Genomic DNA, 21,460 nt, shown 5'->3' with positions numbered 1-21,460 from the left:
TTGCGTGACCTTCATCGGCGTTGCGGGGCGCATTATGCGGATTACAGCCAAAAGCGTCAACTGCTTTTTGCAGATATTTTGATGAAATCCGTTTGTTTGCCTGCATAATAATCACTTTGAAGATAAACAATACAAAAAACAGGATAAAATCACGGAGTTGACGCATTTATCCGCTGACGGATTATTCCTCCGGAGCCGGTCTGTTTTCCAGTACATGCAGCAGCAGTTCACCGTACAGCATGGCCCGTTTTATCAGGGCAAATGCCCCGATAGCGGAGTTTGGCGGCAGCTGTGAAATCACGACCGGCAGATCATCGCGGAAATTTTTCAGCGCTTGTGTATTAATGCAGCTTTGCAGGGCAGGGAGCAGCACATTTTCAGCAGCGGTTATTTCCCCGGCAATCACCACTTTTTGCGGGTTAAACAGGTTTATCGTGATAGCAATGGCTTTTCCGAGGGAATTACCGACCTGCTTTATCACTTCTGCCGCGAGGGCATCCCCCCGGTTAGCGGCACGGCAGATGGCGCGGACAGAGCAGTTATCCGGCGTCAGTTCACTCTTAAACCCCTGAGCCAGCTGATGTTTTACCCGGGTTTCAATAGCGCCATCCGATGCGACCGTTTCCAGACAGCCGAAGTTTCCGCAGTGGCAGCGTTCACCGAGCGGATCGATCTGAATATGACCGATTTCGCCGAGATTACCACGCCGGTTAAGCAGAATCTGGCTGTTGATAATAATCCCCGCCCCGGCGCCCCGGTGAATACGTACCAGCAGTGAATCCGCGCAATCACGGGTGGCACCGAAATAGTGCTCAGCCAGTGCGAGACTGCGGATATCATGCCCGGCATAGCAGGGCAGTTTAAAATGCTGATGGAGGTTTTCGGTCAGCGGCCAGTCATTGACCGTAATATGCGGCATATAGCGGACAATACCACGATCAGGATCGACCAGGCCGGGCAGAATCACCGCAATAGCGATAAGCTCACGGATACGGCGCTGGTGCGTTTGTATGAAGTTGTCGATCAGCGCAATAAGTTTGGCTTCCGCATCGGCCTGAGACGTGGCTTCCAGGGGACAGGTCTCTTCTTCGAGAGCCCGTCCGCTGAGATCAAACAGTGCGATAGTGGCATCATGGCGGCCGAGACGCACGCCGATAGTCTGAAAGGCGCGGTGTTCGGAAATAATGGAGATAGCGCGGCGTCCGCCGGTGGATGCCTGCTGATCCACCTCTTTTATCAGGCCGCGCTCAAGAAGCTGACGGGTAATTTTGGTCACACTGGCAGGTGCCAGCTGACTCTGCTCCGCAATCTGAATGCGTGAAATCGGGCCGGAACGGTCTATCAGGCGGTAAACCACCGCCCCGTTCAGCTGTTTGACTAAATCAATATTACCTATCTGCGGAATTCCGTTACCCATCGGCGTCTTTTACTCATGATGTATGGACCACATTCCCGTTAACGATTGTCATACAGACAGAAAAATCAGCGGTGAAAGCGGTCAGGTTGGCAATGTTGCCGGATTTAATACTTCCCAGTCTGTCCTGAACACCAATTGCCCGTGCCGGATAGAGTGTGGCCATACGCAGGGTTTCATCCAGCGGAATACCGACATGCTGAACACAGTTTGCCACTGCGCGGATCATGGTGAGTGAGGAGCCACTCAGTGTGCCGTTTTCGTCCACACATAAACCATCACGATAATATATCGTTTTGCCGGCAAAGATAAAATGATCCAGCCCGCTGGTTTTCGGATCCAGCCCCGCCGGTGCGGTGGCATCGGTGACCAGGATCAGCTTGTCGCGCTTGAGGGCTTTACTGTTGCGGATGTTAGGCCAGGAAACATGCAGGCCGTCAGCAATAATTCCGGCATAGATTTCAGAGGTATCATAAATCGCGCCAATCAGTCCCGGCTGGCGGCCGGAAATGTACGGCATGGCATTAAACAGGTGTGTGGAGAGGGTGATACCGTTTTCAAACCCGGCGCGGGACTCTTCATAACTTGCGTTGGAGTGCCCGGAGGAGACCACAATCCCCGCATCCGTCAGTTTGCGGATAACAGCGGGATCCACCATTTCCGGTGCCAGGGTGAGTTTGGTTATCACGTCTGCATTGTCACACAGGAAATCAATCATTGCGGCATCCGGTTTACGGATATAGGCCGGATTGTGTGTGCCTTTTTTCACCGGGTTGATATAAGGCCCTTCAAGATGCAGCCCCAGCGCCTGGTTTTTATGGTTTTTCAGATAATCACGCATAGTGCTGACACTCAGTTTCATCAGCGAATCAGGGCTGGTGATCAGTGTCGGCAGGAAGCTGGTGCAGCCGGTGCGCTCATTGGCTTTCTGCATAATGTCCAGGGTGCGGACAGTGATATCGTCCTCATTGTCATTAAACTGTACGCCGCCGCAGCCGTTGACCTGTAAATCAATAAATCCCGGGGAGAGGATGGCCCCGCCCAGATCACGGGTGTCAATTCCGTCCGGTAACTCACTGACCGGACACACGCTGCGGATCAGTTCACCGTCAATAATGACCGCGTGGTTTTCCAGACGATCGTGACCGGTATAAATAATGGCATTGGTTAATGCGTACATAACGCCTCCTGGGGGAGAGAATACTTATTTAAAGATAAGACAACACAACAAAAACCGCCCGGATAAAGGGCGGTCAGCATCGGTTATTCAGCAGCAAATTGTCCGGTAATGTCAGATTCAAGATGACAGAAATACTTCAGGGTTTTCACTTTCAGCTCAAGTGTGGCCGGTTCATCACACACCACAATGGCTTTCGGGTGGATCTGCACACAGGTAATTGTCCACATATGATTTACCGAGCCTTCAACCGCCTGCTGTACCGCCATTGCCTTGTTATGACCGGTGGCGAGGATCAGCAGCTCTCTGGCATCCATCAGTGTGCCGACACCCACGGTGAGTGCATACTTCGGTACTTTATTGATGTCATTGTCAAAGAAACGGGAGTTGGCGATACGGGTTTCCGGTGTCAGGGTTTTGACACGGGTGCGTGAGGTCAGTGATGAGCCCGGTTCGTTGAACGCGATATGACCGTCATTGCCGACACCGCCCATAAACAGCTGCACACCGCCGTAAGCTTTTATCTTCGCCTCATAACGTTCACATTCCGCATCGGTATCCGGGGCATTACCATTGAGCAGGTTGATATTTTCTGCCGGGATATCAATGTGATTAAAGAAATTCTCATGCATAAATGAGTGATAGCTCTGCGGATGGGACGCCGGCAGGCCGATGTACTCATCCATATTAAACGTCACCACATGACGGAAACTGACTTTTCCGGCCTGATGCAGGGCGATCAGCGCCTTGTAGGTCGCCAGCGGGGTGCCGCCGGTCGGCAGTCCCAGAACAAAAGGGCGTTCTGCTGAAGGGCGGAACGCATTGATTTTGTCAGCGATGTACTGTGCGGACCACTGACCGACATCCTGCGCTTTCGCAAGAGGGATTAAACGCATATCGATTCTACCTCATTAAGTTATACCGGGTTATCCGCCCGGTATCTGCTGTGCTGTCTCAGGAAGATCCTTCCTGTCTCATCTATAGCATGAATACCCGGAATTTATTAGTCACGGGTGAGAATACAGCCGCCGGAAAAGATATTTTTTATCTTAAAATAAGTTTTGTGTGACTGCCAGCATTTTAACCATCCGGTGATGAATATTGGTGATAATAATCACAAATCACAGCTATTTAATTTGCGAAGCGAAATAAACTTTTTAGACTGTTACGTATCGCCGGAGTAAAATACGTGTTACGCAATCCGGTGAATACTCAGGCCGGTTGTTACAAATTCAGATGTACACAAATCAGATGTACACAAAAAGGCAGCCGCTCATGGCTGTGATAATAATGCAGTAAAACAAAAAGGCCGTTCGTCAGGGCGGCAAGGGGGAGTGAGTGGGTATACTGAACTATCTGCAGCGGATTGGCCGGGCACTGATGGTGCCTGTCGCCACATTGCCGGCTGCGGCAATTCTGATGGGGGTCGGCTACTGGATCGACCCGACAGGCTGGGGTGCGGATAACGTGGTTGCCGCGTTCCTGATTAAATCCGGTGCGGCTATCATTGATAACATGTCAATGCTGTTTGCTATCGGTATTGCTTACGGGATGTCAAAAGACAAAGACGGTGCGGCAGCACTGACCGGTTTTGTCAGCTTTATGGTGGTGACCACCCTGTGTTCCACCGCGACAGTCGGTATGATTCAGGGTATTCCGCCTGAATCCGTTCCGGCGGCGTTCGGTAAGATCAACAACCAGTTTATCGGTATCCTGGTCGGTGTTATTTCTGCTGAACTGTATAACCGTTACAGCAGTGTTGAGCTGCCGCTGGCACTGTCATTCTTCAGCGGCCGCCGTCTGGTGCCGATCCTGGCATCTTTCGTGATGATCCTGGTGGCAGCGGTGCTGATGTATGTCTGGCCGGTGATTTATGATGCACTGGTTTCCTTCGGTAAGAGCATTAAAGACCTGGGCGCGTGGGGCGCGGGGATTTACGGCTTCTTTAACCGTCTGCTGATCCCTGTCGGTCTGCACCACGCACTGAACTCCGTATTCTGGTTTAACGTGGCGGATATCAACGATATTCCTAATTTCCTGGCCGGTCAGCAATCCATTGATGCCGGTACGGCAATTCCGGGGATCACAGGCCGTTATCAGGCCGGTTTCTTCCCGATCATGATGTTTGGTATTCCGGGTGCCGCGCTGGCGATTTATCACTGCGCCAAACCGGAAAACAAAGCAAAAGTGGCCGGTATTATGATCGCCGGTGCATTTGCCGCGTTCTTCACCGGTATCACCGAGCCGATTGAATTCTCCTTTATGTTCGTGGCACCGGTACTGTATGTCATCCACGCCTTCCTGACCGGTATCTCTCTGTTTATTGCTGCAACCATGCAGTGGATTTCCGGTTTCGGCTTCAGTGCGGGGCTGGTGGATATGGCGTTGTCCTCACGCAACCCGCTGGCAACCAACTGGTATATGCTGATCCTGCAGGGCCTGGTTTTCTTCGCGCTGTACTATGTGGTGTTCCGTTTTGTTATCACCAAATTCAACCTGTTAACCCCGGGCCGTGAAGCGGCGATGGCAACCAACGATACCGTTGATGGTTACAGTGAGAATGTCAGCACTGATAATAAAAAAGAAGAGAAAAAATCCATCAGCAGCGAAGCGCGTCAGTATATCGCGGCTATCGGTGGTTCAGATAACCTGACCGGTATTGATGCCTGTATCACCCGTCTGCGTCTGACCGTGAAGGACTCGGCGCAGGTCAATGATGCTTATGCGAAACAAATCGGTGCTTCCGGGGTTATCCGTCTGAATAAGGAAAGTGTGCAGGTGATTGTCGGCACCCGTGCCGAACTGATTGCCAATGCCATGCGTGATGTACTGAAAGAAGGCCCGGTTGCAGCCGCTCAGGCAGCCGCGGCAGCTCCTGAAACCGTGAAAACCAAAGCGCAGGGTGACGGTAACGTGGTACTGACGCTGGTGGCACCATTCGACGGTGAAGTGGTTGATTTATCCGCCGTGCCGGATGAAGCATTCGCAAGTCGTGTTGTCGGTGACGGTATTGCCATTAAACCGGAAAGTGACATCGTATATGCCCCGGCAGCAGGTACTGTGGTGAAAATTTTCGACACCAACCATGCATTCTGTCTGGAAACCGACAATGGTGCGGAAATTATTGTTCACATGGGTATTGATACCGTGAATCTGAACGGTAACGGCTTTACCCGCCTGATTGAGGAAGGCGCGCAGGTCGCGGCCGGTGATGCGGTGCTGAAACTGGATCTGGCTTATCTGAACGAACATGCCAAATCAATGGTAAGTCCGGTAATTATCAGTAATATCGATGATTATGATCGTGTGGAGATCGTTGCCAGAGGTCTGGTGAAGGCAAACGAATCTGAGCTGTATCACATCATTAAATAAGTGATTGCGGTTGTGATAATAACGGGAGGCGTCTGCTTCCCGTTTTTTTTTATCTGTTTTTTGCGCGAAGGTCTCTGTCAGGCTGATATTTCTGTGATCAGGTGGTTGTATATGAGCGCATCATATCGGATGATAGGGGGTTATTAACGCGCATATTGCATTGAGGAATTATGACAATGAACGAGGCTGATGCCCGCCCGACAAACTTTATTCGTCAGATCATTGACGAAGACCTGGCTTCCGGAAAACATACCACGGTTCACACCCGTTTCCCGCCTGAACCGAACGGATACCTGCATATTGGTCATGCAAAATCAATCTGCCTGAATTTCGGCATAGCACAAGACTATCAGGGACAATGCAATCTGCGTTTTGATGACACCAACCCGGTGAAAGAAGATGTGGAATACGTTAATTCCATTGAAAACGATGTCAAATGGCTCGGTTTTCAGTGGAGCGGCAAAGTGTGCTATTCCTCGGACTATTTCGACACGCTGTACAACTATGCCGTTGAGCTGATCAATAAAGGCCTGGCGTATGTCTGCGAATTAAGTCCGGAAGAAATCCGTGAATATCGCGGTACCCTGAAAGAGCCGGGCCGGAACAGCCCGTACCGCGACCGCACCCCGGAAGAGAACCTCGCGCTGTTTGAAAAAATGCGTGACGGCGGTTTTGAGGAAGGTAAAGCGTGCCTGCGTGCCAAAATCGATATGGCATCCTCCTTTATGGTGATGCGTGATCCGGTTATTTACCGTATCAAGTTTGCGACTCACCATCAGTCCGGCGACAAATGGTGCATCTATCCGATGTACGATTTCACCCACTGTATTTCTGATGCGCTGGAAGGGATCACTCATTCACTCTGTACCCTGGAATTCCAGGACAACCGCCGCCTGTATGACTGGGTACTGGATAACATCACGATTGACTGCCACCCGCGTCAGTATGAGTTCTCCCGCCTGAATCTTGAATACACCGTGATGTCCAAGCGGAAGCTGAATCAGCTGGTAACAGAGAAATTTGTTGAAGGCTGGGATGACCCGCGCATGCTGACCATTTCCGGTCTGCGCCGCCGTGGTTATACTGCTGCCTCTGTCCGCGAGTTCTGCCGTCGTATCGGGGTCACCAAACAGGATAACAACGTCGAAATGGCGGCACTGGAATCCTGTATCCGTGATGACCTGAACGAAAGCGCACCACGCGCCATGGCGGTTATCGACCCGGTGAAAGTCGTGATTGAAAACATGCCGGAAGGCGATGTGATGGTCACCATGCCGAATCATCCGAACAAACCGGAGATGGGCAGCCGTGAAGTGCCGTTCAGCCGTGAAATCTGGATTGATCGCGCGGACTTCCGTGAAGAAGCGAACAAGCAGTACAAGCGTCTGGTGCTGAATAAAGAAGTACGCCTGCGTAATGCGTTTGTGATTAAAGCAGAACGCGCGGAAAAAGACAGCGAAGGCAATATCACCACTATCTACTGTACTTATGATCCGGAAACCCTGAATAAAGATCCGGCTGACGGACGTAAAGTGAAGGGCGTTATTCACTGGGTCAGCGTGAAACATGCAGTACCGGCGGAAATCCGTCTGTATGACCGTCTGTTCAGTGTACCGAACCCGGGCGCAGAGGATGATTTCCTGTCGACGCTTAACCCGGATTCTCTGGTGATCCGTCAGGGCTTTGTGGAGCCGTCACTGGTTGCCGCTGACAGCAGCAAACCGTATCAGTTTGAGCGAGAAGGGTATTTCTGTGCTGATGCCAAATTATCCTCAGCGGATAAATTAGTCTTTAACCGGACTGTCGGCCTGCGTGATACCTGGGCAAAAATGGAAAGTAAATAACAGATAACAGGCTGCCACTGTGACAGCCCTTATATAAATTAACTGTTTTCTGCCGGTAAAACGCCTGATGAATATCATCAGGCGTTTTTTATTTCAGGGCCTGAAATTTTGCGGAAGCTGAATAAAGGTCAGTCTTTTGCCTTATGTATATGTGTATATTCGCACGTTAAAATAGGTTTTCTTTTATCCCGGGATGAAATATATAAAACGGAAAATACAGATATTGAATTATCTTAATATATTATTTCCGGTTCACTTCTCTGTGTGGTTCTATCCTGAATTACTATTAATAATGATTAAGGTATTATATGTTTATGAATTTAGCGGGTTTAATTAGCTCAGCCATTCGTTATATTGGCCGGGGTGATGCTTTACCCGTAAATACACAGCTTGATAATCATTCAGCAATTACGCTCTACCTGGAAAATGCGAAATGTATTCATGTAATGACAATTGATGATATGCCTGTGATATGGAGTGTTATTTGTGAATATAAGAGAGTCGATACCCGGAGTATAAGTGAATCGTTATTAGCAGTAATGAATAACTACTCGCCATTTTTTCACTTCGGTCAGCCGGCGTTAGTGAATATTGATGGTAATATTGAACTTAGGGCAACATTCTCATTACTGGCTTTAAAAAACGAGGAGACAATGGCAGCAGCAATAAATGATTATGCACTGGTTATGGAAAATATCTTTAAAATATATAATATCAATTAACTCTCTTACCAGATGATTTTTCAACAAGCCCGTCCGGGTGCTGTTAATGCACAGTATTTTCAGTAACTCGTCATTTCTGAAGGTTATTCTTCTGACCCCTGTTAATGAAAGATTAAAGAATGAAATTATTGACAAACAGTAAAAATATACCCACTGCAGCACAAAGTCACCGAATAGCCATGGGGAATCGTGTTAATCATATTTATGATAAATATATTAAAGAAATTGGTGGTAATAACAAATTAGCCGGAGTTGGCCCCCGGCTAGGTAAGACTCCGGGATTAAATTAAGATAATATAAATCAGCAACAAACAGCATATGCAATATTAATGCTGGTTAATATGTCAGCGTTGGTTAATACATCAGTCACCCCTTCAGTTAGCACGATATCTGAAAGTAACAAAACGACTTTCGGTGATAGTTATACTATGCCTGCATCAGATATTGCCATTAATAATAGTCAGTATGATTCATCCATACTCAATACTTTGTTTAAAGTAGATCAGGATACGGAAAATAATACCGATTCATATTATCACAGGTCTAAACGTTATTTGTTTAATAATAAGAAAAATGTAAAATTAAAAAATCATCATTATGATGATATTATTACTTTTCCAAATCAAAAGGATAATAATTAATCAAACTTTTCAGGAACTGAAAAGCATAAAGGTGCCTGTTCTGACTTTATTACATATTCCAATCAAAATAGTAAAAATAATAAAGATTACTTATTATGCAGATTGGAACTTTTTATAAAAAATCATCAAAAATTTAAATTGCTGGATGATTATGACTTAGCAGTCTGTTTTTTATCAAAAAACAAATTTGAATATTTAAATATGTTTGAGTATTTAAAAACAGAAGAAGCAGAAAAGTATCCAAGACTTGATAATTTCTCATTGAAAAAAATAACAGTACTTACCAATAAGAATATTACAAGCGATATTAATCTGAGAGTTTATAATCTTGTTACAGGAAAGAGAAATCCAGATAAATTTATGCCCTTTATTGAACATAGAGGAAGTGCACCGGATGAAATGAAATTTTATGATACGTATCATCTTTATAAAAATGCAACTTCCGGATATTCTGCCGGTATGAAGAAAGATAAAGTTATGCTTGTACCTCATATTCGTGTGGTTTCTGATGAACTCTATGCAACAGATAAATCAAACATCATGCGAATAGAATATCTTAAGCTAGAGTTGTATCATCTAACAAAATTACTCCATAACAGAATTGATATTGAATTCAGACCACTATTTGTAACCTCTGTTTTAAAAGACGGATTTTATTATCCACCTTTTGAAGAAATATCTGCCGGGATAATACTTGAAAGTGTAGTTTATGATATACAATCTATTCCGGATGGCTATAAAATCATTTATGGCCCTGCATACCAGGCAAGAAAGTCTCTTTTAGCTTATACTTTATATATCTGCGGGATAAGTTCAAAGGAATCTTTTGATAACTCAATATTTAATGAAAGAGATAATGATGGAAAACGGGTAATGAGTGAGCAGGATACTTATGAATATCTGATTGATAAAATGACACATTTTTTATCAACGCCCGGAAATAATATACTGCAGGAGGTTGCGCAACATTACTTCTATTCTGTTGGTGTGACGTTAGGATATTCGCCTAATTCGGATATATTTCTGAATGTACGCGATGGTGAGGAAAAAAGGCTGAGAAATTTCACTTTGCGGGATAAGACTGACTCTCTGAAATATTACTTAAGTCAGGATATAGATGTTGAGAAAATAAGGGTGCGTCAGCAACTGGATTATTTTTTATCTATTGCATCTCTTATTACTATGTTTTCAAATATAATAAATGAAGTTGAGTCAATGTATACCAGCCGAAGAAACCTGATTCTTCCCGGCATAGATTCAAATAATTATAAAGGTAATGATGGAACTGAGAGACCAAATCAGGCTGATTATAACCGGCGGTATCAATATGATGTGAAGAGTGAACACGATATCCGTAAAGGGAAAGCCGTAAACAAAATAGACGCCTTTGACAAATTTAACAAAATAGATGTGGTTGAGGAATCGTATGGTCCATTAAAAGTATGGACTCAAGAAGGTAAAAGGGCTGAAACACTGGTATTGAGTGGACATGGATGGTATCTGAAACACGATAATGACCTTAATTTTGGTTTAATACCTAAAGATAAAGATATTATTTTTCTCGGTCCGAATAAGGACACACTACTTGAAGCGGAAGAACAATTTGGCCGCTCCGCCACCGAATCATTATTTGCATCGGGTCAATACCCGGAGATACATACCCGCATAACATCAGAGGGTATACAAGTATTGAAAAAAATAATGGGAGAGGCTTCGATAGATGAAGTAAAAAACTATAGGATTAAATATTACGAAAAAACACCGGATGAGGAATATATTGCTGCAGTAAAAGATAACAGAATTAATTTTAAAGATAATTTAATGGTGGATTTTTCATCAGTCATTAATTTGACAGAAGAAAAAAATTAAGCGATATAGTGAAATTAATGAAACCGGGTCAATTTCTGGCGGATTACAAAAGTATTGTTTTTTACGCATGTCGTGAATATAAGGGCTCGGGAACGCTGAGATCAGCAGCATCAACATCAGGACTGGGTGGTGGCTATAATATAAAATTTACAGAAACACCTTTATCTATGCAGGGAAGACCGGGAAGAGAAGAAGAGATACCTCAGCAAACGCTGTATCATCTGATGATTTGAGTTTCGACGGTCTGGTGATTATTGATAAATATACTGTAACTATCGGGAAATGGGTTAACGATGAGGAACCTGTGCTTAATTATACCGCAGATATAGCAAGAGTCGCACCTTACAAAAACAGAACGGGGTAAATAAGGGCCTGCAGGCGCGTCAGGAATTTTGTGTCATTCCGGTAATATTGACGGATCCTGATACTGGCGGACACTTTCAGCCTTAAAATGCCCGATGAATCTCATCGGGCGTTGTATATTTTAACGATGTATGGGGAGGAGAGCTGTCATCCGCCGCTATATCCTGGTAGTCTGAGTGTGCGGTAATACCCGAAATATAATCCGTTATTCAATCAAACCCAGTCGTCGTGCGCAGATAAGTAACTCGGTGATTTTATGGACGTCGAGTTTCCGCATAATATTTAACCGATGCGTTTCCACCGTTTTAACGCTGATACACAGCCGCTCAGCGATAAGCCGGTTGGTAAAACTATCGGCAATGAGTTTGAGAATTTGCCGTTCGCGCGGCGTGAGTATTTCCGTGCAATCATTTTTGGTGCGGAGTGCGGTCTCAATTGCTTCCCTGTTCAGCGCGGGGTCGATATAGTATTTTTTTACGGCAACGCTTTGTAATGCTGCTAACAGCACCTGGCGGCTGCTGTTTTTCATCACATAACCCATCGCACCCGCGCTTAGCGTGCGTATTGCCATCGTTTCTTCCATATGGGCGGTATAGGCCAGAATTGCCGTGTGTGGTAACCGGCGAAGCAGCTGCGGGATAAGATCCAGCCCGTTAATGCCGGGCAAGCCCAAATCAAGTACCACAATATCCGGTTCATGGATACGGCAGGCATTGTAAGCCTCCAGACCATCATCAATGTGGGCGACCACCTGAAAGCGGGGATAAGGGGAAAGCAGATTAATGATCCCATTCACAATCAGTTCATGGTCGTCGATAAGCAGGATTTTATGATCGTGCATTTGTATTACCTCTTGATAGACGGCCTCATTGGCCGGCACTGATTTATGCATCCAGTGCTGAATTCAGAATGTGGCGAAATTCGGTAATTTCCTCCTTAGCCAAAGTCAGGCCATGCTGTACGCGATTTTCCATATCAATGATGCTGCAAACCAGAGGGGTTAATCCCGCCTGACCGAGGCAACCTTTCAGGGTATGCAGCAATGTGCTTGTTTTGGGCAGGGAACCCAGGCTGTGCTCCAGTTCACAAAGTAATAAATGCAGCGAGTGGCGTATTTTGCGGCGCATAACGTCATCGTCCATGGGAAGCAGTGCCTGCTCTGAGCTGTGATCCTGCTCCTGAAGAGTGATATCGCGCTCAAGCTGGTATTCCGCCGCAAGGGAAATCGCATTGGCCAGTTGGTTGATATATACGGGTTTGGTCAGATAATGCTGCATTCCGGCCTCTTTGCTGCGGCTTATTTCCTCCGGCGTGGTATTCGCCGAGAGTGCAATAATCATGCAGTGAGGATCGTGATTCAGCGTGTCCTGACGCCAGCGCTGAGTGCACTCCATTCCGTCCGTCTCCGGCATACGAATGTCCATTAACACGAGGTCAAATCGCTGCTGCCGGCCTAATGTCAGTGCTTCTTCGCCGCTCTCCGCGAGGGTAAATTTCTGACCGAGTGAAGCCAGCATCATACCAAAAATATCCCGGTTGATAGCGGCGTCATCAACCAGCAAAATATGTAATCTCCAGGGCTGTACCGGAAGCGGAGCGGTATTCTCACTCACCACACCGGAAAGTGCGCGGACTGCGGTTTCACGCAGCTTGCCGGGCAGGAAGCAAAGATCATCGGCACTGAATACATTCTCTTGCCTGGCTATTTCACACGTCAGTCCCCAGGCGCAGAGCTGACGATGCAGTACCAGAGGCGCGGCAATTTTTCCCGTCAGGGGTTCGGGAGGCTGATATTTACCGAGCGGAAGCAGCAGAGATATGCAGGTGCCAAATTTCGGTGTACTGCGTACCTCAAGCCATCCTCCCATCATTTTTGCGAGGGTGGATGAAATCGTCAGGCCAAGCCCTGTCCCCTGGCTGTGTCCCTTACCCTGACTCTGGAAAAAGGGCTCGAATACCGCTTTTTGATCAGCAGGTGTTATACCTTGTCCGCTGTCGCTCACGGCGAAAATCAGAAAATCACCGATGCGTTTAACGCTGAGGTAAATGGCGCCTTTATCGGTAAATTTGAGGGCGTTGCCCAGCAGATTCACCAGAATCTGCCGCAGGCGGGTCTTGTCCGCCCCGAATACCAGCGGCACCCGGTGACCGACAAATGTTTTCAGTGTTAATCCTTTGCTTTGCCCGGGACCCTGGATGGTATGCATCGCCTGATCCAGCAGCGGGAGTATCGGGGTGTCTTCGATATGCAGTGATAGCTGTCCCGATTCAATGCGTGTGAAGTCGAGCAGATTGTTGATGATACTGAGTAACGAAAGCGTACATTGGCTTGCCGTCGTGGATAGCTGTGACTGTTTTTCACTCATCGGGGTTAGCCGAAGAAGTTCGAGAGCGCCCAGAATCCCGCTCAGAGGCGTCCTCAGCTCATGGCTTATTGTCGTCAGATGGCTGCTTTTACGCTTATTGGCCTGTTCGGCCAGCTGTTTGGCTATCGTCAGTTCACGGGTGCGTTCGGCAACCGTATTTTCCAGGCTGTCGTATTGTTTGTGCAGGGCATCAAGCAGCAGGTTATAGGTGCGGGCAATGCTTCCCAGCTCATCATGACGGTTTTCCGGCAGCCGGGCGGAAAGTGTGCCGGGCCCGGTTTTCTCAATGATACTGACGAAGTCCCGCAGCGGGCGTGCCAGATAGCGGTGAAGCAGCCAGAACAGCATCATCGCCAGCAGCAGCAGAGTCGTCAGGGCAAAAGGCAGCTGCTCCGCCACGATGTTAAGCGTGTGCTTTAGCATCCCGCTTGTCGGGTACAGGATAAGCTGCTGCCAGCCGGGGCCTTTTAGTTCGCTGCGAAGCACCAGATAGCCCGGGATCTGCTGCCATCCGTCGTGGAGAGATAAATTCAGCAGCTGTTTTTGCAGAATTTCGCTGTTGTTTTCCGCAAGAGCAGAGAAGGGCAGGATCTGATTGTGTTTATCAAGCCAGAGATTGATGCTCCCGCCGGAAACGTTATGGTCATAGGAGGGCAGATCATCAAGTGTAACCGCTAAACCAACCAGAATGTCATGAGAGCCTGCCGCCGCGACAGAGACGCTCCAGCCCGCGCCGGGGATATATTCCGGTTTACCCCAGAACAGATTATTATGCGTTGCGCGGCGCGGAAATTGCCACAGCTCATTTTGCCTGTGAATAAGATAATCGGGCGAATGATGGAGCGGAGGCAGAAGATAAATACCATAGCCCCTGTCAAGAATAAAGCTATCAAGATAGTATGTCTGGCCTGCAGTACCATAAATCTGAATGAAACTCATATCCTTAGCCTGCTTATCCTGCGGCGTACCGGCACCGGCATTGAAAGGGAAATAACGACACTCGCTTTTTGCGGTAAGAGGTGTATCTGCCGGTACATAGTGACGGTAGAGCCGGGCGAGTGCCAGCGCATCTCTTTCCGCACCCTGAAATCGATAGTTGCTTAACGCCATTCGCAGGCGCGATATATGGGATAAATTTTCAATAACCCGTTGTCTGTCGTTATTTAGTGAAATATAGGTAGTGGTGGATATAGTAATCAACCAAATGATTAACAAACCAACAGATATCAGTAGTGTTAATTTTCCCACCAGGGAACGCTGATTTTTCATTGATTGTTATCCTTGTGCTATTTCACAATACAAAACGTCGTCCGGTCTGTAATGTCAGAATATAAATGTATCAGCCTTATTCTCAATTCAGGTAAGAAAATCTAATTAATATAAAGCGTAATAAATGCCGGGTAAAATTATTGTGTGAATTTGTAAGTGAATATGATGGCAAGATGCGGAGGAAAAAATATCAGGTTTTTTGCTGATGTGCGCTCAGGTGGTTCTGAACGACTATAAACACAGTTCAGGAGGCCTGATTTATGTTTGAGAAATTAAAAAAAATCCCTGTAGTTGAGCAATTACGCATTGCACCTGATAAAGCAATCATACTGATGATATTAGAGGGCAGAATGGCGCGCGGATATTTGTGTTCGCGGTCTTTGGTTTTGTCAGTTTTTATTGACAGTACTGATAACCTTCTTCCTGAAACCGTGAAGTATATCACTCTGTTACTTGCGGCCTGTCCGGAAACTCATGATTATGCCTTGCAGTTAATACCCGATGGCGGGTGGCTGAGTTGTTATTATGACAAAAATATATCAGCTGAAAAAATGGCCACTGAAATTGAAAAGCATCTGGCGCTGACACGATATTTGGCAAACGTAATCGTCAGTCAGAAAAATAGTAATAAGATGTGAGGCCGGTATGAAAATAAAAAGAAGGGTGATATTTCCGGCGCTGTTTTTTTGTTTATGTGCTCACGCGCAAACCTTCTCCCGGAAGGGCGACAATTTTTCTCTGCGTACCCGGGAAATGTCACTGGTATCGCTGTTGCAAAATTTAGCGGAAAACACCGGCACACCCGTGGTCATCGACCCGGCAATTACAGAAACATTCAGTGGCACGATTGCGCCTGCCTCTCCTGATAACATTCTGAACAAATTAGCCATACAATATAGTTTAGTAACCTGGTTTGATGGTTATACGCTATTTGTTTACCCCTCATCACGTGTGGCGCATAGCGTCATCCCCCTGAAAACACTGCCGGCCGTCAACTTTATCCGTTATCTGCGTAAACGGGACGTACCGGAAAAAAGCAGCTGTGAAGCACGCACTATCCCCGGTGTTAATGCTGTCGATATCAGCGGGGTTCCCGCCTGCACCGCGCGTATTACTCAGCTGGCGTCAATGCTGGATGGCGAGATGACCCGCCGCCGGGATGATACCGTCAGTCTTGTGGTGTTCCCGCTCAAATATGCCACGGCGGTGGATGACCATTACCAGTACCGCGATCAAAATGTCGTCGTCCCCGGGATAGTCAGTGTGCTGCGTGATATGAGCCGTGGCAGTGCGCCGGCAGCAGCTGCCGGTTCAGCGGCAACAGAAGGATTACCGATGTTTTCTGCTGACTCACGGCAAAATGCCGTCATTGTGCGGGATCGTGCGGTCAATATGGCGGGTTACCGCAAACTCATCAGTGAGCTGGATAAACGACCACAAATGATAGAAATCTCGGTCACGATTATTGATGTTGATGCCGGAGACATCAGTCAGCTCGGTATTGACTGGAGCGCGGCGCTTTCTCTGGGCGGCGGCTCTGTCACCGTTAACGGCCCTGACAGTAACACCGGCGGGGGATTTTCCACTGTCATCAGCAACACGCCGGGCTTTATGGTGCGGCTGACGGCACTCGAGAAAAATTCCCATGCCTATATTTTGTCGCAGCCGTCCGTGGTGACGCTTAATAACATCCAGGCGGTACTGGATAAAAACATCACCTTTTACACCAAATTGCAGGGCGACAAAGTCGCAAAACTCGAATCTATCACGACAGGATCGCTCCTCAGGGTAACTCCGCGGCTGCTGGAAGAGCAGGGTAAGCAGAATATTATGCTGAGCCTCAATATCCAGGATGGTCAGCAAAGTCCGCCCCTGAGTCAGGATGAACCTTTACCGGAAGTACAAAACTCTGAGATAGCCTCTCAGGCCACACTCCGGCCGGGGCAGAGTCTGCTTCTCGGCGGATTTAAACAGGATAAACAGACGCAAACACAGAATAAAATCCCGTTACTTGGCGATATACCGATTATCGGACATTTGTTCAGCAGCGATCATGATGAGACCCACAGTGTTATCCGTCTATTTCTTATCAAAGCCACGGTAGCCAATAGTGACAACAGTCATGGATAACGGGTGGAAAATCCGGTTACTCGGCGGGGTGCTGCACGGACGTGAAGTCTGTCTGGCCGGCGGGTCTCTTTCGGTCGGCGAGCGCGGTTGTGATCTCTGTATTCCGTTGCACGGCGGCGACAGGCTGGAATTCACCGCAACACCGGCAGGACTGCTGATCAATACCGGGGGGGCGCCGGTGCGGATTAATGGCCGGCGGCATCAGCCCGGGAAGCCATTACCCGGGGAAGGTGTGGTACAGGCACTGGGGCTGACGATGGCGTTTGGTCAGCATCATGCCAACTTAGCCCGTTACCCGCTTCGCCGCACACGATCAGCCCTGTTATGGGGGATGGCACTCTCGTGTCTGATATTGACGGGAACTTCCGCGTTGATCCTGCTGGGTAACGGGAATCTGCCGCCACCGCAGCCGGTGACCTCCCGGGTGGCAGAACTGTTGCGGCAAACCGGATTGACACAGATCGCGGTAACCCGGGAAAAGAATGGCACACTCCGGCTCTCCGGTTACTGTGAGAAGAGTGAGCGCCTGCAAAGCGTGCGTCTGACGCTGGGCGGATGGGGAGTGCTGTACCGGGATAATGTGGTGTGCACCGATCAGCTTATCAGACAGGTACGGGATGTCCTGACCCGGGCGGGGTATGATGAGGCAGAAATCACCAGCAGCGCACCGGGAGAGATCAGCATTAATGCCGGTATCATGATGGGAAAGCGCTGGGCGGGCATCCAGCAGCAACTGATGGTTATCCCCGGCCTGAAACATCTGCATATCGAAAACCGCCATGAAACTCAAATCAACGCGCTGATTGACGGCCTGTTACAGCAGGGGCTGGCGGAAAAAGTCAGCGTAACTTCAGTTGGTCAGGCTTTCGTCATCAGCGGCATACTGAATATGAATGAGCGGCAATCTTTGAACCCTGTTCTGGCGCAATTGCGTCAGCAATTCCCCGGGATCGCGCTGAGTTACCAGAATGTGGCATCGTCCGGCGAGGGCAGCCGGCGTCTCCCTTCTCCGGTTGTCGCTGTTATCCGTGGTCAGCAGGGACTCTACCTGCTGCTGAAAGATGGTGAGCGCCTGAGGACAGGAAGCCGGCTGCCGCAGGGCGGGGAAGTTGCGGCCCTGACAGACGAGGCAGTAACGCTCAGGTTTCCTGACGGACTGATTAACTATTCTTTTGGTTTTTGAGCCTGTAACACTATGTCAACGCTGACTTATTTAGAAGATAGTGTGCGCGATTCTGTCAGCCGGGCGCAGGACAGATTAAACATATTGCGGGCAGCAAAAATGCGGCTGCAGCAGTCGATGAACGAACCGGTTACCCGGGAACAACATCAGCAGTTCACCTTATTGCTGGAGGCAGTCATTCAGGCTGAAGATATCATCAGGGTGATCGTATACCGCTATCACAATCAACCGGTAAAACCAGATGATGAAAACGAATATTGATGCGGAACTGAAAAGAATGGAGCGGGAATATTCCCGGCTGTGCCGGTTCTACTCAGACTTCAGGAAGCTGAAGCTGGCAGCGGCTGAACTCAGGGATCGGGCTGCAACTGACCCTGCTGCCGCGAAAAAGCTTAACGACCTGCAGGCTCTGATACCTCAGGGGGCTGAGGAGGCGGGACGCCGGGCTGAGCGGGATATTCAGGTGTTGAACGCAGCCCTGAAGCAACTGCAATCGCGGCTTAAACACAGTGTTAATAACCAAACCAACAGTATTTGCTGAGGTGAAAATATGAGCGGAAATCTGTCAGTAAGTCATCGTATTGATTTTAACATTCCGGGTTTGACAACGCCGGATATTTCATTGGGTACAGGCGATAATAATACCGTTGCGGATGACCAGGATATTAATAATCCATTCGCCTACGGATTTGTTGTTCTAAATAATTTGCAATTGGCTTTACAGAAAATTGCTAATTCGCTTTTTTCCAGAATAAATACCAGTACAAATCGCGCACGTAATACACAGGATATGGCTAACCGAATGGATGAGATTATTGCTGACGCTGCAAAAGGTGATGATAAAACCCGTAAGCCGGTACCCGATGATGTCATCAGCTATATGCGCGATAACGGCATTCTCGTCGACGGTATGACGATTAACGATTACATCGCTGAGCATCAGGATACAAACGGCCTCGATAAGGGCGCGCTGCAGGCGGTTAAAGCAGCTCTTGATAACAGTGCAAACCGCGATACCGACCTGATGACCCAGGGACAACTCAGCATTCAGAAAATGACCCAGGAGATCAATGCGGCTGTCACCCAGATGACCGGATTACTCAGTAAATGGGGTGACTTACTCAGCATGATTGCGCAGAAGATGTACTGATGATGAAAACGGACGCCCGGGAATCAGACGTCGTGCTGCGGTTTTTTCAGCAGGGCGGTGCGTTGCGGATGCTTTTTGCTGAGGATATCAGTGCTGATTTGGATGTTTTGCAGCGTTATGCACGGCAATTGGCAAGCGCAGGGGAGTACGGTGCTGCCGCCCGCATCTTTAAGATACTGACCATCTGTGATGCGTGGTCTTTTGAATACTGGTTTGAACTGGGAGGCTGTTGCCGGGCGGGGACTGCCTGGAGTGATGCCATCTATGCTTACGGGCGTGCCGCGAAAATAAGAGTATCGGAGGCGCAGGTACCCTGCGCCGCAGGGGAGTGTTATCTCGCCTGCGGTAATCTGCCGATGGCGGCCAAAGCCTTTCGTGCCGCATTGCTGGTATGTGGTGCAGAGCATCAGGGAGGTAACCATGAAAACAGGGAAGTGGCGGATATACGCCGGCGCGCGCGCGCCGGCCTGAGCAAAACAGGAGAAGATAATGAACCGGATGCAAATTAACGGTACCCCGTTCGCCGGTGATGAGTTTTTCCGCCGGCCTCTCACCGCCCGGGTTCAGCCTGCCCGGATACCCAGCGGGGCATTAGGTGAGCACTTTTGTGCCCCGGCGCAATTTGCTGACGAAGATAAAGGCGTAAAACGCCGGGGGTATGTCAGTCAGCAGGAGGCCGATAAGGCGTTATGCAAGCTTATGGGCATTCAGTCTGAAGGTGACGGTACACGATGTGCTGCGGTGCGCGATGTGCTGGAAATGGATCCCATGATGTTATCCATAATGATGACGCAGTTAGTGCTGAAAGCTTGCGGGAACAGCGCCGATGCCCTGTGCAGGCAGCTCGAACATGTGAGTGAGGTTCAGGCTGAACTGCGTGATAAACAGGTTGCGGAATACCAGGAACAAATCAATAAAGCGGTTGAACAGGCCGATCAGGTGCGCAAAGCCGGGATCGCCAGCGCGGTTTTTGACTGGATCGTCAGCAGCGTTGAGGCCGTGACCGGTGTACTGAAGATGGCTGAAGGTGTTTTAACGGCTGATCCGCTGGCGATTACCGATGGTGCGGCGTATTTCTCGGCCGGGATGGCCGGTATGGTTAAAGCGGGCGCAGAGACCGCGGAGGTGCTCGGGGCTGATAAGTCGGTTTGCGATGACATCATCAATGCAGCAGGGACAGGGCAAATGGCCTGTGAAGGAGTAGCGCTGACGCTGGATCTTTTTCAGATCGGTCGCGGTATCAGAGCCGCCCGCGCTATCACCAAAGCCACTGAAGAGGTTCTGGATACGGGCGCAGGTAAAGCGCTCACCGATGCCATTGTCAAAGGTACAGAGAGTGAGCTGAAGACACTGGCAGAGAAAGCCGGGCAGGAAGTCAGCCGGATGATGAGTAAAGACGCCGGCATGGCGCTTGAGTGCGGGATGGCTGAGGTGAGTGAGATCGCGGCAGAAACTGCCGCTCATGAGCTGGAGGCTGAATCGGACATGGTACGCAGCATCAGTAAAAGTTTTACCCGCAAAGGTGTCGGGAAGCTGGTGGAAACCGCTATCGAAGGTGCCGGTAAGGATCTGCTGAAAAAAAGTGAAGAGGTGGTGGCGAAAAAACTTCGCGATGCCATTTTAAAAAATCTGCACCGCAGCATAGTGAAAACGGTTATCAGTGATTATACCCATAAAGCCCTGCTTTTCACACGGACTGTGACCGGCAGCGTGAATCGCATTTCGGTATCTGCTGTGGCCCTCGCCAATGCAAAACTGCAAAGAGATATTGATCACCTGATGGTACAGCAGGGCTATATCGATTTTATGCAGAACTGGACAGAAGACCGCAAGAATACACAGCAAAAGCGGCTCAATGAAACGTATCAGAATGGCGTAAACACGCTGAGAATTTGCTCGGAAATTATCGATAACAGCGGCACTGTGCTGGCAAATATTGCCGGAAAACGGGCCTGAGGAG

General features: G+C 48.5%; 20 protein-coding genes. 15 read left to right on the top strand and 5 right to left on the bottom strand.

The window, feature by feature from the left end:
- Positions 1–181 precede the first annotated feature (181 nt).
- The 3 genes from nagC to nagB form a co-directional block, all read right to left on the bottom strand.
- Positions 182–1,417 carry a DNA-binding transcriptional regulator NagC gene (gene nagC / locus U868_RS0112020; protein WP_025153513.1) on the bottom strand — a complete coding sequence of 412 codons (1,236 nt, stop codon included), beginning with the start codon at positions 1,415–1,417 and terminating at the stop codon, positions 182–184.
- 13 nt (positions 1,418–1,430) lie between these two features.
- Positions 1,431–2,594 carry an N-acetylglucosamine-6-phosphate deacetylase gene (gene nagA / locus U868_RS0112015; protein WP_025153512.1) on the bottom strand — a complete coding sequence of 388 codons (1,164 nt, stop codon included), beginning with the start codon at positions 2,592–2,594 and terminating at the stop codon, positions 1,431–1,433.
- 83 nt (positions 2,595–2,677) lie between these two features.
- Entirely contained in the window at positions 2,678–3,487 is an 810-nt protein-coding gene (gene nagB / locus U868_RS0112010) for a glucosamine-6-phosphate deaminase (protein WP_025153511.1), read from the bottom strand.
- Positions 3,488–3,929: 442 nt separating this feature from the next.
- Between nagB and nagE the strand changes: the two genes are divergently transcribed.
- The 7 genes from nagE to U868_RS25505 all read left to right on the top strand — a co-directional run bounded on the left by nagE (position 3,930) and on the right by U868_RS25505 (position 11,272).
- Positions 3,930–5,963: an N-acetylglucosamine-specific PTS transporter subunit IIBC gene (nagE, locus tag U868_RS0112000; protein ID WP_025153510.1), complete on the top strand. Its 2,034-nt coding sequence runs from the start codon at positions 3,930–3,932 to the stop codon at positions 5,961–5,963.
- Positions 5,964–6,139: 176 nt separating this feature from the next.
- Positions 6,140–7,807: a glutamine--tRNA ligase gene (gene glnS, locus U868_RS0111995; protein WP_025153509.1), complete on the top strand. Its 1,668-nt coding sequence runs from the start codon at positions 6,140–6,142 to the stop codon at positions 7,805–7,807.
- 308 nt (positions 7,808–8,115) lie between these two features.
- Positions 8,116–8,529, top strand: coding sequence for a hypothetical protein (locus U868_RS0111990; protein ID WP_025153508.1), 414 nt, complete (start codon positions 8,116–8,118; stop codon positions 8,527–8,529).
- Between the two features lie 119 nt (positions 8,530–8,648).
- Positions 8,649–8,819, top strand: coding sequence for a hypothetical protein (locus U868_RS25515; RefSeq protein ID WP_162817233.1), 171 nt, complete (start codon positions 8,649–8,651; stop codon positions 8,817–8,819).
- A gap of 51 nt (positions 8,820–8,870) precedes the next feature.
- Positions 8,871–9,170 carry a hypothetical protein gene (locus tag U868_RS25510; protein WP_162817232.1) on the top strand — a complete coding sequence of 100 codons (300 nt, stop codon included), beginning with the start codon at positions 8,871–8,873 and terminating at the stop codon, positions 9,168–9,170.
- Between the two features lie 102 nt (positions 9,171–9,272).
- On the top strand, positions 9,273–11,039 hold the full coding sequence (locus U868_RS0111980; RefSeq protein WP_025153507.1) for a putative adhesin: 1,767 nt from the start codon (positions 9,273–9,275) through the stop codon (positions 11,037–11,039).
- Between the two features lie 17 nt (positions 11,040–11,056).
- Positions 11,057–11,272: a hypothetical protein gene (locus tag U868_RS25505; protein WP_162817231.1), complete on the top strand. Its 216-nt coding sequence runs from the start codon at positions 11,057–11,059 to the stop codon at positions 11,270–11,272.
- Positions 11,273–11,607: 335 nt separating this feature from the next.
- On the opposite strand, the gene U868_RS0111975 is transcribed toward U868_RS25505, so the two are convergent.
- Together U868_RS0111975 and U868_RS0111970 are read right to left on the bottom strand one after the other, a co-directional pair.
- Entirely contained in the window at positions 11,608–12,243 is a 636-nt protein-coding gene (locus U868_RS0111975; RefSeq protein WP_025153506.1) for a two component system response regulator, read from the bottom strand.
- A 43-nt stretch (positions 12,244–12,286) separates the two neighbouring features.
- Positions 12,287–15,037: a two component system sensor kinase gene (locus U868_RS0111970; protein ID WP_029991083.1), complete on the bottom strand. Its 2,751-nt coding sequence runs from the start codon at positions 15,035–15,037 to the stop codon at positions 12,287–12,289.
- Positions 15,038–15,297: 260 nt separating this feature from the next.
- Between U868_RS0111970 and U868_RS0111965 the strand changes: the two genes are divergently transcribed.
- Genes U868_RS0111965 through sctE form a run of 8 tightly spaced genes read left to right on the top strand, consistent with a single transcriptional unit; the run spans position 15,298 to position 21,456 of the window.
- Positions 15,298–15,675 carry a pathogenicity island protein gene (locus tag U868_RS0111965; protein ID WP_025153504.1) on the top strand — a complete coding sequence of 126 codons (378 nt, stop codon included), beginning with the start codon at positions 15,298–15,300 and terminating at the stop codon, positions 15,673–15,675.
- Between the two features lie 7 nt (positions 15,676–15,682).
- Positions 15,683–17,167 carry an EscC/YscC/HrcC family type III secretion system outer membrane ring protein gene (locus U868_RS0111960; RefSeq protein WP_025153503.1) on the top strand — a complete coding sequence of 495 codons (1,485 nt, stop codon included), beginning with the start codon at positions 15,683–15,685 and terminating at the stop codon, positions 17,165–17,167.
- The gene (sctD, locus tag U868_RS0111955) at positions 17,148–18,350 is read left to right on the top strand and encodes a type III secretion system inner membrane ring subunit SctD (protein ID WP_240182717.1); all 1,203 of its coding nucleotides are present in this window, start codon (positions 17,148–17,150) and stop codon (positions 18,348–18,350) included. Before U868_RS0111960 ends, sctD begins: the two co-directional genes overlap by 20 nt.
- A 12-nt stretch (positions 18,351–18,362) precedes the next feature.
- Positions 18,363–18,611 carry an EscE/YscE/SsaE family type III secretion system needle protein co-chaperone gene (locus tag U868_RS0111950; protein WP_025153501.1) on the top strand — a complete coding sequence of 83 codons (249 nt, stop codon included), beginning with the start codon at positions 18,363–18,365 and terminating at the stop codon, positions 18,609–18,611.
- Positions 18,592–18,891 (top strand): hypothetical protein, encoded by a 300-nt coding sequence (locus tag U868_RS0111945; RefSeq protein ID WP_025153500.1) that lies wholly within the window; start codon positions 18,592–18,594, stop codon positions 18,889–18,891. Before U868_RS0111950 ends, U868_RS0111945 begins: the two co-directional genes overlap by 20 nt.
- Before the next feature lie 9 nt (positions 18,892–18,900).
- Positions 18,901–19,500: a secretion protein gene (locus U868_RS0111940; RefSeq protein ID WP_025153499.1), complete on the top strand. Its 600-nt coding sequence runs from the start codon at positions 18,901–18,903 to the stop codon at positions 19,498–19,500.
- Positions 19,501–19,502: 2 nt separating this feature from the next.
- Positions 19,503–20,009: a CesD/SycD/LcrH family type III secretion system chaperone SscA gene (sscA, locus tag U868_RS23640; protein WP_025153498.1), complete on the top strand. Its 507-nt coding sequence runs from the start codon at positions 19,503–19,505 to the stop codon at positions 20,007–20,009.
- Positions 19,990–21,456: a type III secretion system translocon subunit SctE gene (gene sctE / locus U868_RS0111930; protein WP_025153497.1), complete on the top strand. Its 1,467-nt coding sequence runs from the start codon at positions 19,990–19,992 to the stop codon at positions 21,454–21,456. The genes sscA and sctE overlap by 20 nt, the downstream gene beginning before the upstream one ends.
- Positions 21,457–21,460: the final 4 nt, after the last annotated feature.

It is taken from the genome of Morganella morganii H1r, assembly GCF_000633515.1.
In the GTDB taxonomy this organism is placed as follows: Bacteria; Pseudomonadota; Gammaproteobacteria; order Enterobacterales; family Enterobacteriaceae; genus Morganella; species Morganella morganii_B.
This window is presented reverse-complemented; position numbering and strand designations above follow the sequence as displayed.

Bases quoted from the DNA above. Each gene is read 5' to 3' on its own strand.
- sscA (WP_025153498.1), top strand. From the start codon at position 19,503: ATGAAAACGGACGCCCGGGAATCAGACGTCGTGCTGCGGTTTTTTCAG.
- U868_RS0111945 (WP_025153500.1), top strand. From the start codon at position 18,592: ATGATGAAAACGAATATTGATGCGGAACTGAAAAGAATGGAGCGGGAA.
- nagB (WP_025153511.1), bottom strand. From the start codon at position 3,487: ATGCGTTTAATCCCTCTTGCGAAAGCGCAGGATGTCGGTCAGTGGTCC.
- glnS (WP_025153509.1), top strand. From the start codon at position 6,140: ATGAACGAGGCTGATGCCCGCCCGACAAACTTTATTCGTCAGATCATT.
- U868_RS0111970 (WP_029991083.1), bottom strand. From the start codon at position 15,037: ATGAAAAATCAGCGTTCCCTGGTGGGAAAATTAACACTACTGATATCT.
- sctE (WP_025153497.1), top strand. From the start codon at position 19,990: ATGAACCGGATGCAAATTAACGGTACCCCGTTCGCCGGTGATGAGTTT.
- nagA (WP_025153512.1), bottom strand. From the start codon at position 2,594: ATGTACGCATTAACCAATGCCATTATTTATACCGGTCACGATCGTCTG.
- U868_RS0111975 (WP_025153506.1), bottom strand. From the start codon at position 12,243: ATGCACGATCATAAAATCCTGCTTATCGACGACCATGAACTGATTGTG.
- U868_RS0111940 (WP_025153499.1), top strand. From the start codon at position 18,901: ATGAGCGGAAATCTGTCAGTAAGTCATCGTATTGATTTTAACATTCCG.
- U868_RS25510 (WP_162817232.1), top strand. From the start codon at position 8,871: ATGTCAGCGTTGGTTAATACATCAGTCACCCCTTCAGTTAGCACGATA.
- U868_RS0111965 (WP_025153504.1), top strand. From the start codon at position 15,298: ATGTTTGAGAAATTAAAAAAAATCCCTGTAGTTGAGCAATTACGCATT.
- U868_RS25515 (WP_162817233.1), top strand. From the start codon at position 8,649: ATGAAATTATTGACAAACAGTAAAAATATACCCACTGCAGCACAAAGT.
- U868_RS0111990 (WP_025153508.1), top strand. From the start codon at position 8,116: ATGTTTATGAATTTAGCGGGTTTAATTAGCTCAGCCATTCGTTATATT.
- U868_RS0111950 (WP_025153501.1), top strand. From the start codon at position 18,363: ATGTCAACGCTGACTTATTTAGAAGATAGTGTGCGCGATTCTGTCAGC.
- nagC (WP_025153513.1), bottom strand. From the start codon at position 1,417: ATGGGTAACGGAATTCCGCAGATAGGTAATATTGATTTAGTCAAACAG.
- U868_RS25505 (WP_162817231.1), top strand. From the start codon at position 11,057: ATGAAACCGGGTCAATTTCTGGCGGATTACAAAAGTATTGTTTTTTAC.
- U868_RS0111960 (WP_025153503.1), top strand. From the start codon at position 15,683: ATGAAAATAAAAAGAAGGGTGATATTTCCGGCGCTGTTTTTTTGTTTA.